The 12,936-nt window shown below is 69.2% G+C and carries 14 protein-coding genes; 6 read left to right on the forward strand and 8 right to left on the reverse strand.

Annotated elements, in window-relative coordinates; genetic code table 11:
• Position 1 precedes the first annotated feature (1 nt).
• Both TMO_RS15855 and TMO_RS15860 read right to left on the reverse strand, forming a co-directional pair.
• Positions 2-1,228: a polyhydroxyalkanoate depolymerase gene (locus TMO_RS15855; protein WP_014746662.1), complete on the reverse strand. Its 1,227-nt coding sequence runs from the start codon at positions 1,226-1,228 to the stop codon at positions 2-4.
• Positions 1,229-1,595: 367 nt separating this feature from the next.
• Positions 1,596-2,216, reverse strand: a complete 621-nt coding sequence (locus TMO_RS15860) for an SCO family protein (RefSeq protein ID WP_014746663.1) — start codon at positions 2,214-2,216, stop codon at positions 1,596-1,598.
• Positions 2,217-2,511: 295 nt separating this feature from the next.
• On the opposite strand from TMO_RS15860, the gene cbiB reads away from it, so the two are divergent.
• Entirely contained in the window at positions 2,512-3,525 is a 1,014-nt protein-coding gene (gene cbiB, locus TMO_RS15865; RefSeq protein WP_014746664.1) for an adenosylcobinamide-phosphate synthase CbiB, read from the forward strand.
• A 52-nt stretch (positions 3,526-3,577) separates the two neighbouring features.
• On the opposite strand, the gene TMO_RS15870 is transcribed toward cbiB, so the two are convergent.
• The 4 genes from TMO_RS15870 to TMO_RS15885 all read right to left on the reverse strand — a co-directional run bounded on the left by TMO_RS15870 (position 3,578) and on the right by TMO_RS15885 (position 6,437).
• Positions 3,578-4,270, reverse strand: coding sequence for a lipid-binding SYLF domain-containing protein (locus TMO_RS15870; RefSeq protein WP_014746665.1), 693 nt, complete (start codon positions 4,268-4,270; stop codon positions 3,578-3,580).
• Positions 4,271-4,435: 165 nt separating this feature from the next.
• Positions 4,436-4,975: a bifunctional adenosylcobinamide kinase/adenosylcobinamide-phosphate guanylyltransferase gene (gene cobU / locus TMO_RS15875; protein ID WP_014746666.1), complete on the reverse strand. Its 540-nt coding sequence runs from the start codon at positions 4,973-4,975 to the stop codon at positions 4,436-4,438.
• The gene (locus tag TMO_RS15880) at positions 4,969-5,598 is read right to left on the reverse strand and encodes a histidine phosphatase family protein (protein ID WP_014746667.1); all 630 of its coding nucleotides are present in this window, start codon (positions 5,596-5,598) and stop codon (positions 4,969-4,971) included. The genes cobU and TMO_RS15880 overlap by 7 nt, the downstream gene beginning before the upstream one ends.
• Entirely contained in the window at positions 5,589-6,437 is an 849-nt protein-coding gene (locus TMO_RS15885) for an adenosylcobinamide-GDP ribazoletransferase (protein ID WP_014746668.1), read from the reverse strand. The genes TMO_RS15880 and TMO_RS15885 overlap by 10 nt, the downstream gene beginning before the upstream one ends.
• 230 nt (positions 6,438-6,667) lie before the next feature.
• Between TMO_RS15885 and cobT the strand changes: the two genes are divergently transcribed.
• The 5 genes from cobT (at position 6,668) to TMO_RS15910 (ending at position 11,489) form a co-directional block, all read left to right on the forward strand.
• On the forward strand, positions 6,668-7,705 hold the full coding sequence (gene cobT, locus TMO_RS15890; protein WP_014746669.1) for a nicotinate-nucleotide--dimethylbenzimidazole phosphoribosyltransferase: 1,038 nt from the start codon (positions 6,668-6,670) through the stop codon (positions 7,703-7,705).
• Positions 7,706-7,957: 252 nt separating this feature from the next.
• Positions 7,958-8,869, forward strand: coding sequence for a sensor domain-containing diguanylate cyclase (locus TMO_RS29560; RefSeq protein ID WP_014746670.1), 912 nt, complete (start codon positions 7,958-7,960; stop codon positions 8,867-8,869).
• Between the two features lie 148 nt (positions 8,870-9,017).
• The gene (locus TMO_RS15900; protein ID WP_272481404.1) at positions 9,018-9,680 is read left to right on the forward strand and encodes a sigma-70 family RNA polymerase sigma factor; all 663 of its coding nucleotides are present in this window, start codon (positions 9,018-9,020) and stop codon (positions 9,678-9,680) included.
• Positions 9,681-9,697: 17 nt separating this feature from the next.
• A complete protein-coding gene (locus tag TMO_RS15905; protein WP_041605025.1) occupies positions 9,698-10,402 on the forward strand; it encodes a ChrR family anti-sigma-E factor in 705 nt (234 codons plus the stop codon).
• A 79-nt stretch (positions 10,403-10,481) separates the two neighbouring features.
• Positions 10,482-11,489, forward strand: a complete 1,008-nt coding sequence (locus TMO_RS15910; protein ID WP_014746673.1) for an asparaginase — start codon at positions 10,482-10,484, stop codon at positions 11,487-11,489.
• 84 nt (positions 11,490-11,573) lie between these two features.
• Here the strand turns inward: TMO_RS15910 and TMO_RS15915 are convergent, their stop codons facing one another.
• Together TMO_RS15915 and TMO_RS15920 are read right to left on the reverse strand one after the other, a co-directional pair.
• Positions 11,574-12,215, reverse strand: a complete 642-nt coding sequence (locus TMO_RS15915; protein ID WP_014746674.1) for a CoA transferase subunit B — start codon at positions 12,213-12,215, stop codon at positions 11,574-11,576.
• 2 nt (positions 12,216-12,217) lie between these two features.
• The gene (locus tag TMO_RS15920; protein WP_041605027.1) at positions 12,218-12,928 is read right to left on the reverse strand and encodes a CoA transferase subunit A; all 711 of its coding nucleotides are present in this window, start codon (positions 12,926-12,928) and stop codon (positions 12,218-12,220) included.
• Between the last annotated feature and the right edge of the window lie 8 nt (positions 12,929-12,936).

The following is a 12,936-nucleotide window of genomic DNA, read 5'->3' on the forward strand; positions in this document are numbered from 1 at the left end:
ATCAGGCCGGGGCGTGCGCCCGGATGAAGGCGGCGATGCGCGGCTTCACCTGTTCGCGCCAGCGGCGGCCGTTGAAGATGCCGTAGTGGCCGACGCCCGCCTGCTCGTAATGGGCGTGCATGTGCTCCGGCAACCTGTCGCACAGCTTGTGCGACGCCCGGGTCTGACCGATGCCCGAGATGTCGTCCAACTCGCCTTCGACCGTCATCACCGCGGTCCGGGTGATGGCCGAGGGGTCGACCAGCTTGCCATGCACGACCATCTCGCGCTTGGGCAGCAGATGGCGCTGGAACACACGGTCGATGGTCTCGATGTAGTATTCCGCCGGCAGGTCCATGACCGACAGATATTCGTCGTAGAACGACCGGTGCGACTCGGCGCTGTCACCGTCGCCGCGGACCAGATGCTCGTAGAGCTTCACATGGGCGCCGATATGGCGCTCCAGGTTCATGGTCATGAAGCCGGTCAGCTGCACGAAACCCGGATAGACCCGGCGCATCACGCCCGGATAGATGCCCGGCACCGAGTGGATGACATTGTCTTCGAACCACTTCAGCGGCCGGGTCATGGCCAGCTGGTTGACCTGGGTCGGGCTCTCGCGGGTGTCGATCGGGCCGCCCATCAGGGTCATGGTGGCGGGCGCGCACGGATCGTCGGCCGCATTCATCAGCGACACTGCCGCCATCACCGGCACCGACGGCTGACAGACCGCCATCACATTGGTGCCGGGGCCCAGCAGATGCAGGAATTCGATGACGTATTCGACATAATCGTCGAAATGGAAGGGCCCGTCGAAGACCGGCACCATCCGGGCATCGACCCAGTCGGTGATGTAGACGTCGTGGTCGGGCAGCAGGGCCTCGACCGTGCCACGCAGCAGCGTGGCGTAATGCCCTGACAGCGGCGCCACCAGCAGCAGCTTCGGGTCGTTCAGACCCTCGGTATCGCGGCGGAAATGCAGCAGTTTGCAGAAGGTGAGATCGTGGACGATCTCCTCGACGACCGGCACGGTGCGGCCGTCGATGATGGTGTGGTCAAGCCCGAAGGCGGGTTTCTCGTAGCGGTCGGTGACGCGCTCGATCACCTCGGCCGCGGCCGCAACCATGCGACCATAGGGCGAGTACGACATCGGATTGAACGGCGAACTGTGGATGCGCTGCGCGGCCTTCGCCATCAGACGGATGGGCGTCACGGTCGCGGCATGCAGTTCGTGGAGCTGGTAAAGCATGACCCCTCACGCGCTGTCCGGCGGAACTGGGGAAGCCGCCGGCTGCGGCGGCATCGTCCACCTCCCTCGTGGCCGATGCCGTCTGTCACTGTCGATCTTTGATACGGCCGGCACCATTCGCGGGCGCCGGCTCGGTCGGTCGAGGCTGGTTCGGTCTTCGGTCCGGGCTTTGCATCCGTTGCGCAGAGGGCCAGAAAGGCCCGTTCGCGCGCTTCCGGAGAGCGCCCGTGTTAAACATCTGTTTCAATTAGGCATTATCCGCCGAAAAAGTAAACGAGTTCCGAAGACGTTGCCGAAAATCCACGACAACGACCCGAAACGGTCACCCGGCAGACCTGGATGCGCTGCAAAATGCAGCAAGGTGCCATCAAAGACGCTGTTTGATCGCCGCCACGATCGTATCGGGCGTGTCCCCGCGATTGAAATGGGTGAGATAGGCCCCCTCGCGGTCCATCAGATAGATGAAGGCGCTGTGGTCGACGAGATAGTCGGTGGCGCTGGCGTCGTCGCGCACCGCCTGATAATAGACGCGATATTCCTTGGCCGCCGCCGCAATGGCCTCGGGCGTTCCGGTCAGGCCGGTGATGTGATCATTGAACAGGCTGAGGTAACGCGCCATCTGATCGGTGGTATCACGCTCAGGATCGACGGTGATGAACACCGGCGCCACCTTGTCGGCATCCGGGCCCAGCATCTCCATGACCGCTGAAATCTTCTGAAGGTCGGTGGGGCAGACGTCCGGGCAGAAGGTGTAGCCGAAATAGACCAGCATCAGCCGGCCACGGAAATCCTGGTCGGTGACCGGCTTGCCGGTCTGATCGTTGAGCGCGAAGGGCCCGCCGATCAGGGCCCGGCCCGAGGAAACGCCGCCGGCGCGATCCGCCGACATTTCCACCCAGCGCAGCGCCAGTACACCACCGATCGCGACCACCGCGGCGATCGCGATGACGGCCAGAATGGACGGGCGGCGGGGGGCCTTCTTCGACATGATGTTCACAATCCGCGGGGAAGGCCGGCAAGGCTGGAAGGCCACCGGTCGGGAAGTGCCGAGGGGCGCCCGGTGAGGGAGACCGGAGAGCCCCGACGGGACCACCGCCGGGACCAGGGGTCGGGGCCGGCGATGGAGACGTCTCCACCCCATAGCAGTCGGGGCCGGGAGCCGCAACCGCCGCATCTGCGACCGATCGTCGCTCGCCATCCTCCCACTGACGATTGACCCTCCCCTGCCGCCACCGCACACTCCGGCGATCTTCCGTCCTTTTCGCCCCGGGGGGTCTGTTTCCATGCCCGCGGACACGCTGTCCCTCGCTGCCATCATCGGTCCGGTCTTCGCGCCCGATCCCGGCCTTCTGCTGCTGGTGGTCGCGGTTCTCGACGGCTTCATCGGTGACCCGCCCGGACTCTGGGCGCGCATCCCCCATCCGGTGGCGGTGATCGGCCGGGCGATTTCAGCACTCGACCGCCGGCTGAACCGCCCGGAGCGCAGCGAAGCGGAGCGGGTGCGCCGCGGCGCGCTGACCGTGGTCCTGGTGGCGGGCGGCACGGCGCTCATCGCCTGGGCCCTGTCGGGGCTGCTGCGCAGCCTCCCCTTCGGCTGGGTCGGCGAGGCGCTGATCGCCATGACCCTCGTCGCGCAGAAGAGCCTGTACGAACATGTCCGCGACGTGGCCGATGCGCTTGCCCGCGACGGGCTCGCCACCGGCCGGCGCATGGTCGCCCGCATCGTCGGCCGTGACCCTGAAAGCCTCGACGAGGCCGGGGTGTCGCGGGCCGCGATCGAGAGTCTGGCCGAGAATTTTTCCGACGGGGTGGTGGCGCCGCTGTTCTGGTTCGCCGTGGCGGGGCTGCCCGGTATCGCCGCCTATAAGGCGATCAACACCATGGACAGCATGATCGGTCATATGACCCCGCGCCATGCCGCCTTCGGCCGGGTCGCGGCGCGGCTGGACGATCTGGTCAACTGGCCGGCCGCCCGGATCGCCGGCGGGCTGATTGCTCTTGCCGCCGCCCTGCCCGGACCAGGAGATGCCGGCGAGGCGATGGCCGCCATGCGCCGCGACGCCCGCCGCCACCGGTCCCCAAATGCCGGCTGGCCGGAAGCGGCGATGGCCGGCGCCCTGGGGCTTCGGCTTGCCGGCCCGCGCCGCTATGGCAACCGGGTGGTGGACGATGCCTGGATGGGCCGCGGCGACACGGAAGCGGGCCCGGCCGATATCGACCGGGCCCTCACCCTGTATCTGCGTGCCTGCATGGCCGGTGCGCCGTTGCTGGCCCTGCTCACCACCCTGCTCGACTAGGCCATCCTGCTCGACCGGGCCATCCTGCTCGACCAGGGGGCGGCCTGCCGGCTCAGCGGCCCGAGAGCGTGCTCTTCAGCGTGTCGGCCTTGCCGTCCGAAACATTGGTGCGCAGGATGTTCTCCGCCGTCAGCGACTGGCCGTAATAGGCGCGGTTCCAGTCCTCTTCGGGCACGATCACGGTGCCGTCGAGCGAGGCGCCGCCGAACAGGCCCTTGGCGTTGGAGAAGGCGACGATGTCGGCATCCATATTGGTCGTGGTGCTGCCCTCGACGCCGGCACCGACGGTCGCCACCGCGATCGAGACGTCACCGCCCAGCGAAACCTTGTCGGAGAGCAGCTTCTGCAGGCCGCGCTCGGTGCGCACGACCAGCACCGTCTCCGACACCTGCACGCCGGCCTGCAGGCCGATGCCGCCCTTGGCGATGTCGTAAAAGACCGGGCCGCGCCAGCCGCCCGAATCGCGGGCCATCAGCACGCCGACGCCGCCCTCGCCGCCGATGATGAAGCCGGCCTTGACCAGGCTCGGGGCGATCAGCACGGCCCGCGCGCTTTTCAGCTGGGCCTCGAAATCCTTGCCCTGGGGTGAATTGCGGATCGCTTCGACCGTGGCGGCGGCCTTGGAGACCGTCTCCTGCTGATCGTTGGCATAGGCGGGCGCCACGATCGCCAGCGGCGCCATGGCAGCCATGGTGGCGACGGTCAGCGCAAGCGGGCGGCGGTCGTTGAGGCGCATGCGGAACATGGGGAAAACTCCTCGGCGGGTGCGTATCCGACGGCAGCGGCGGGGAGCCTGCGGGCTCCGCCTGATCTGTGAAGCCCCGATCCCTGAAGCCACAGCGGCGGGGATCGGTTCCGTGCCGTCCTCTTCCCCGCTGTTATGCCATGACCGGCTGTGACAGGGGTGCGATCAAGATGCGACCTCTCCGGCACCGAAAGAAGGCCCTTTCAGCACCAGCGGCAGGCCCGCCGCCACAAAGATCACCCGGTCGGCCGCGGCCGCCACCTGCTGGTTCATCCGTCCCGCAACATCACGAAACCGCCGCGCCAGCGCATTGTCCGGCACGATGCCCAGCCCGACTTCATTCGCCACCATCACCACCGGCCGGCCCAGATCGCGGGCGGCCGCCACGAGACGTGCCGTCTCGGTATCCGGATCCCGCTCCAGATGCATCAGGGTCGCCGCCCAGATCGTCAGACAGTCGAGCAGAACCGCCCCCGCGTCCGCAGCCGCCGCAATCGCCGCCGCCGGGTCGGCCGGGGCTTCGACCGTCCTCCAGCCAGGCCCACGATCCGCGCGATGGCGGGCGATGCGGTCCCGCATCTCGTCGTCGAAGGCTTCGGCCGTGGCGACATAGAGCGGCGGCGCGTTTCCCGCTGCGGACAGCGTCAGCCGCTCGGCCAGCGCGCTCTTGCCCGAGCGGGCCCCGCCCAGAACCAGGGTCAGCATGGCTCGTCTTCTCCTGTCGGCAGCGGCCGGTTCACCGTCTCCACCCGCCAGAGCACCGCGCCGTCATCCATCTGGATCCGGTCGATCCGGGTGAGCGACAGCGGATCGACCACGAAGGAGATGCTCTGCTCGGGCGTCAGCCCCAGCGCCTGGGCAAGGGCGGCCCGCACCACCCCGGCATGGGCCACCACCACCACGGGTCGCGTGTCGGCCTCGGCAGAGATCCGGTCGACGGTCGCGGCGACCCGGGCGATCACATCAGCATAGCGTTCGCCCCCGGGCGGGCGGGCGCGGGCAGGCTGGCGCCAGAAGGCGGCATAGGCCTCGGGCTCCGCCGCCTCGATCTCGGCATGCACGCGGCCCTCCCAGAGGCCGAAATCCTGCTCGATGAAGCCCGGCTCGATCTGCGCCGTCAGGTCGGGCCGGAGCACGGATGCGGTGTCGCGGGCACGGGCAAGCGGGCTCGCCACCAGCAGCATCCCCTCGGGCAGGGCGCGCGCGATCCGTGCCGCCCGCATCGGCGCCGGCAGGTCGACCGGCGCCTCGCCCGCGCCATGGATGCGCCCGAGGGCCGATGCCGCAAGCGGGGCATGCCTCAACCAGTACCAGCGGGTCACGGCCACCACAGCAAGCCTCCATAGGCCAGGAGCAGCGCGCCGATTTCGGCCACCTGCTGAAGTGCACCATAAACATCGCCCGTGGCACCACCGATCTGGCGAAGCGCCAGGCGCAGGATCACCAGCGCGCCGATCGCCGCACCGGCCAAAAGCCCCAGCACCGCCGGCAGGGCCTGGAGATCGAGCACCCACCAGCCAAACCCGGCGGTGATCAGCAGGGTTGCGACCAGACCGGTAAGGGCTGCGGCCGCGGGGCCGCGGCCCGCCGCATCGGCAAGGCCCGGCCGGTCCCGCCGGGCGGGTGGCATCCAGGCCATGGCAAGGCCGATGGCGGCGCGGGACAGCCCGCCTGCCCCCGCGGCCAGCACGGCCGCCCCGAGGCCCAGCGGAGCCAGCGCCGCATAGAGCGCCGCGCGCAAGCCGAAGCCCAGGATCAGCGCCCCGGCGCCGAAGGTGCCGACACGGCTGTCCTTCATGATCTCCAGCTTCGCCGCCCGGTCGCGGCCGCCGCCGAAACCGTCGGCGACATCGGCAAGGCCGTCCTCGTGGATCAGCCCGCCGATCAGCGCCGCGGCGATCAGGGCCAGCAGGGCCGCGATCCAGCGATCGGCGAAAACCTCTGCCGCCCCCGCCAGCACCAGCCCGGCAAGCCCGCCTGCGATCAGCCCGGCCGGCCCCAGCCAGCCGGCAAAGCGCGCGGCCGGCTGCAGACCATGCGGCGCCGGAACCGGCAGACGGGTCACCAGCCCCAGCGCCAGCCACAACCCGTCGAGCGGTCGTGCCGGCGGCGGCGCAGGGGGTGGCGGGGGTGGCGCCGGCGGCAGGACGGGCAGCGGATCGGTCATGAGCCTGCGAGGTCGGTTGCGGAACGGGGAACTCGCCCGAAGATAGCGGCAGCCCGGCCACCCGACCAGTCTGCGGCTCGTCAGCGACGCCAGAAGGCTTGACCGGAGGGGCCGGGCGCGCAATCGTTCCGGCCATCGCGTCCCGGTATCGTTCGGGACGACCGTCCGCATCGACCGGCCGCGACGCCCCTGAGGGCGCCGGCGGCCCGCGCCTCAGGAGGCCCCGAGCCGTGGCAGCCGACCATTCCGCCATCCCGTTCACGGATCTCGCCGGCGTCGCCGAGCTGGTCCGCGCCTTTCCCGGCCCCGACGAGGAAGCGATGGAGCGCGCCCGCGCCCGCGACGCGGAACTGACCAAGCCACGCGGAGCGCTCGGCCGGCTGGAAGAGCTGGCGATCTGGACCGCCGCCTGGCAGGCCGCCCATCCGCCCCGGGCCGCCCGGCCGCTCGCCTGCGTCTTCGCGGGCAATCACGGCATCGCCGAACGGGGCGTCTCGGCCTATCCCGCCTCGGTCACCGGGCAGATGGTGGCGAATTTCGTCGAAGGCGGGGCGGCGGTGAACCAGCTCTGCCGCTCGTTCGGGGCGGGGCTGTCGGTCTATGAGATGGGCCTCGACCAGCCGACGGCGGATTTCACCCGCGGCCCGGCGCTGGAGGATGCCGAGGTGCTGCGCGCCATCGCCTTCGGCATGCGGGCGGTGGAGCCCGGCATCGACATCCTTTGCCTGGGGGAGATGGGCATCGGCAACACCACCGCCGGCTCGGCCATCGCCGCCGCTCTCTTCGGCGGCATGGGCGCCGATTGGGCCGGTCGCGGCACCGGCGTCGACGACGCCGGCCTCGCCCGCAAGATCGCGGTCATCGACGAGGCTCTGGGCTTCCATGGCCCGGCCCTTGCCGACCCGCTCCAGGTTCTCCGCCGGCTCGGCGGTCACGAACTGGCGGCCATCGTCGGGGCGGTGATCGCGGCCCGCATGCTCCGTGTGCCGGTGCTGCTCGACGGCTTCACCTGCACCGCCGCCGCAGCGGTGCTCTGGAAGCTCGATCCCACCGCCCTCGACCATTGCCGCATCGCCCATCTCTCACGCGAACCCGGCCATCAGCGCCTGGCCGCCGCCATCGGCCAGCGGCCGCTGCTCGATCTCGATATGGCACTCGGCGAGGCGTCGGGCGCGGTGCTGGCCTCGGCCCTGGTCCAGGCGGCCATCGCCACCCATAACGGGATGGCCACCTTTGCCGAGGCCGGCGTCGCGACCGCCGCAGACTGAGGCCCGGCGTCGATTTTTTGCACTGCGATGTGCGTTAACGACTCTTAAACAATTGAACCCTTATGCTACAGAGTGCGTCCGAATTGGCGGATGCACCCTGCGCCGGTGATGCCGGCGCCGCGTATGCAGCAGAGTTGTCGGAGGGGTCGCGTGGAATACGCGGAGCAGACCGATCGGTCGGAATCCCACGCACAGGCTGCCCTCGGACTTCTCAAATCCCACGCAGTTGCGCCAAATCCGATCAATTATACGGTGGCCTATGTCCACGAGGCCGGTCGCGATCCGGAACTGAGCCGGGCGATCGACGGGCTGTTGACCGATGGCGGGCAGCTGACCCCGGATTTCCTGCGGGAAGCCTTCGAGCGGCATTTCGGAATGGCCCGCGAGGCCCAGGCGGTCCGCGAAGGTGGTGCCCGGCTTGCAGCAGAGGCGGAACGCGCGCTCAGCGCCGCAGAAGGCGCCCGTTCGGCTCTCGATACGGCCGCCGACGAGGCCCAGCGCCTGGCTGACCGGCTGGAGCAGGGCGACACGATCGACCCCCGCCGCCTGGCCGAGGCGGCCCGGGGGCTGGCGCTGTTGGCCCGGCGCACGGCCCAGCGGACCGAGGGCGCGGTGCGTTCGCTCGATGCCGCCACCGATCAGATCGGCGGTGTCCGCCGCGATCTGGACAAGGTCCGGCGCGAACTCGCCACCGATCCGCTCACCGGTCTTGCCAACCGCCGGCATTTCGAGCTGCGCCTGGGCGAGGAGATCGCACTGGCCCGCGAGACCGGCGACCCGCTGACCGTCATGCTGGTCGATGTCGAAGGCTTCGACGCCATCGCCGCCGCCCATGGGCCCGGCATCGGCGACCAGGTGTTGCGGCTGGTGGGCAAGACGCTCGCCGACGGTGTGCGCGGACGTGACGTCGCCGCCCGCTTCGGTGCCCAGCGCTTCGCCGTTGCCCTGCCCCACACCACCGAAAGTGAATCCGGGGCCATCGCCGAGCAGATCCGCAACATCGTCTCGGGCCGGCGGATCGTGCGTCGCGACAACCGGGAAGCGGTGGGCCGGATCGCGCTCTCGGTCTCGCGCGCGACCCTGCAGCCGGGCGAGGATATCGGCCGGCTGATCGCCCGCGCCGAGGCAGGTCTGGACGGCCGCCGCACCCGCAGCGCCCGCTGATCCGACCCCGGCCGGGCCACCATCGCCTGACCCACGCCCATCCACGCCCCGCGGAACTTTTTCGCGGGGCGTCGTTTTGCACTGATCCGCTCAGCGCCGGTCCGCGTATCTCTCGGACAAAGGAACCAATGGCCTGAAAGGCCGGTCCATGACCGATGAGACCTGCATCCGTCCGCGCCTTGCGGCGCGGAAAGGAGTCCTGTTAGATGGCGCCATGAGCACGGTGAGTGGTCGTGGCGGCCCGTCCGACGGATCGCGCACGGTATCTGAACGCATGGCCGATCTGATGGTCCTGGTCGCACACGACCGGGATCGTCGGGCATTCGCCGAGCTGTATGCGTGGTTCGCGCCCCGTGTGAAGGGTTTCCTGATCCGGCGCGGCCTCGATGCCCAGCGGGCTGAAGAAGTCACCCAGGAAGCCATGCTGACCGTCTGGCGCAAGGCCGACCGGTTCGACCGGCGCCAGGCATCCGTGGCGACCTGGATCTTCACCATCGCCCGCAACCGCAGCATCGACGAATTGCGCCGCGAGAAGCGGCCGGAGATCGAGCTGGACGACCCGACCCTGGTCGGGGACGGCCTGGCCCAGCCGGCCGAAACTGCCTATGCCGCCGGCCAGGAGGCCGAACGGCTGAAGGCGGCCATCGGAACCCTGCCCGAGGAGCAGGCCCGCCTGCTGCATATGGCGTTCTTCGAGGACAAGTCCCACAGCGCCATTGCAGAGAGCGAAGACCTTCCCCTCGGTACGGTCAAGTCACGGTTGAGACTGGCGCTGTCCAAACTCAGGGCGGCGCTGGGGCCGGTACACTGATGGAGCATCACGAGACGATGGGTCCGCAGCACCACATGCCGGAGGCGTGGCTGGTCGATTACGCGGCCGGCACGCTGGACGAGGCGAACGCCCTGCTGGTCGCCTGCCATGCCGCCCTGTGCCCGACCTGCCGCGAGACGCTGCGCCTGCTCGACGCGACGGGCGGGGCCCTGCTCGAGGATCAGGCACCGGTCGCACTGGCGGATGACGCGCTGGCCACACTCTTTGCCCGGATCGATGCCGAGGATGCCGCGGCCGAGCCGGCGCGGCCCGGTCACCGGCCCGGTCACCAGACTGTGGATCTGGACGCCCTGCTGCCGGCAGGCGACGGTACGCTGCGCCTGCCGAGGCCATTGCTCGCCTATCTGCCCACCGCACCCCAGGATCTGCCCTGGCGCTGGAACGGTCCCGGCGTCCATGTCATCGACCTTGCGGTCGGCCGGCATCCGGGCACCCGTACCGTGCTGATGAAGATCGGCGCCGGTCGCGCCATGCCCCAGCATACCCACAAGGGCACCGAGGCATTGATGGTCCTGGCCGGCGGCTATCGCGACGAGAGCGGCGACTTCTTCCCCGGCGATGTCGCGATCTCCACCGGTGAGGTGGATCATCGCCCCATCGCCCATGACGACGGCGAATGTCTGTGCCTTGCGGTGCTCGACGCCCCGATCTCGCTGACCGGCACCGTCGGCCGGCTGCTCAACCCCTTCATCCGCTTCTGAGCGCCACCCCGAAGCCTTGAACTGCGGGGATTGCGGCATCATCCTGACCGCCGGACGCACAGTGGAGGCGGAGAGGGTGATGATGAGCGATCCGGTTCTGGTCGAAGTGGTCCGCGGCGGCTTCGTCGAAAGCCGCCATCGCGGCGCTGTCGTGGTGTGCGATGCACGGGGCCGTGTGATCCTGGCGCTGGGCGATGGCGACCGGCCGGTTTTTCCCCGCTCTGCCACCAAGCCGATCCAGGCCCTGCAGCTGATCGAAAGCGGCGCGGCCGATGCGATGGGGTTGAGCGCGGCGGAACTGGCCCTCTCTCAGGCCAGCCATAACGGTGAGCCGATGCATGTCGGCCGGGTGTCGGCCTGGCTGGATCGTATGGGGCTCGGCACCGAGGACCTGATCTGCGGTGCCCACTGGTCGTCGCACGACGCAACCGCCCGCGCCATGGCGCGCGACGGCGGCGCGCCCTCCCGCGCCCACAACAACTGCTCCGGCAAGCATTGCGGCTTCCTGGCCACCGCCCGCCATCTGGGCGAGGCCATCACCGGCTATGGAGATCGCGACCACCCGGTACAGCGGCGCTGGCGGGATGCCCTGTCGGAGCTGGGCGATCATCCGCTGGATGATGCGCCCGAAGGGATCGACGGCTGCGGCATCCCGGTCATCGCCATGCCGCTTCGGTCCCTCGCGCTCGCCTTCGCCCGCATTGCCGACCCCTCGCGCGAAACCGCCGCCCGGCGCGATGCCATGGCCCGGTTGAGCCGGGCCGTCTGGTCGGCGCCCGAGATGATCGCCGGCACAGGCCGGCTCTGTTCCGCCATCGCCCGTCAGGCCGAGGGCCGGGTGCTGGCCAAGGTCGGCGCCGAAGGCGTCTATGCCGCAGCCCTGCCCGGCCTGGGTCTCGGGGTGGCGCTCAAGGTCGAGGACGGGGCGGTCAGGGCCGCCGAAACCGCCCTGCTGGCCACGCTGGCCCGGCTCGGCGTGTTCGATGCCGCCGATCTGGATGCGCTCGCCCCCTGGAGCCGGCGCGGCATCACCAGCTGGGCCGGTGCCGAGGTCGGCGTGATCCGGCCATCGGACGCCTTTGGCTGAAACGAGACAAGGCCGGCACCGCGGGATGCGATGCCGGCCTTGTCAGTCGTCAGGCAGATCGTCCGGTCAGGCGAGATCGTCCAGTCAGGCGAGACCGGGCGCCACCTTGAATTCGGCCTCGGTACGGGCCTTGACCTCGTCGACCGTCAGGCCCGGGGCCAGCTCGATCAGGGTCAGACCGTCTTCGAAGCTGAACACGCCGACCTCGCTGATCAGCAGGTCGACGCAGGCCTTGCCGGTCAGCGGCAGGCTGCATTCCTTGACCAGCTTGGCCGACCCGTCCTTGGCATTGTGGTCCATGATGACCACCACGCGCTGAACGCCGGCCACCAGGTCCATGGCGCCGCCCATGCCCTTGACCATCTTGCCCGGGATCATCCAGTTGGCGAGATCGCCGGTCTCGGAGACCTGCAGCGCGCCCAGGATCGACAGGTTGATATGGCCGCCACGCACCATGGCGAAGCTGGTCGCACTGTCGAAATAGCTGGAATAGGACAGTTCGGTGATCGTCTGCTTGCCGGCATTGATCAGGTCGGGGTCGACCTCGTCGTCATAGGGGAAGGGCCCCATGCCGAGCATGCCGTTCTCGGAATGCAGCACCACATGCACGCCGTCGGGGATGTAGTTCGCGACCAGCGTCGGGATGCCGATGCCGAGATTGGCGTAGAAGCCGTCCTTCAGCTCCTTCGCCGCGCGACGGCACATGTCTTCGCGAGTCCAGGCCATGGTCACGCCTCCCCACGGGCACGAGTGGTGCGCTGCTCGATGCGCTTCTCGTAATTGCTGCCGGCCAGGATCCGCTGGACGAAGATGCCGGGGGTATGGATCGCGTCGGCGCCCAGGGCACCCGGCTCGACCAGTTCCTCGACCTCGGCCACGGTCACCTTGCCCGCGGTCGCCATCATCGGATTGAAGTTCCGGGCGGTCATCCGATAGACCAGATTGCCTTCGGTATCGCCCTTCCAGGCCTTCACGATCGACAGATCGGCGACCAGGCCGCGCTCCATGACGTACTGCTCGCCATCGAACTCGCGGACTTCCTTGCCGTCGGCGACGATGGTGCCGACGCCGGTCTTGGTGAAGAAGGCCGGGATACCGGCACCGCCGGCGCGGATGCGCTCGGCCAGCGTGCCCTGCGGGTTGAACTCAAGCTCCAGCTCGCCCGCGAGGTACTGCTTCTCGAAGGTCTTGTTCTCGCCCACATAGGACGAGACCATCTTCCGCACCTGCCGGGTCTCGAGCAGGATGCCGAGGCCGAAGCCGTCGACGCCCGCATTGTTCGAGATGACAGTCAGGTCGCGAACGCCGGACTCGCGGATCGCAAGGATCAGGTTTTCCGGAATGCCGCACAGTCCGAAGCCGCCGGACATGATGGTCATGCCGTCCCTGAGCAGGCCGGCGAGCGCCGCCACCGCGTCAGGGTAGACTTTCTTGCTCATGCATACCG

This window comes from Tistrella mobilis KA081020-065 (assembly GCF_000264455.2).
GTDB classification, from domain to species: Bacteria; Pseudomonadota; Alphaproteobacteria; order Tistrellales; family Tistrellaceae; genus Tistrella; species Tistrella mobilis.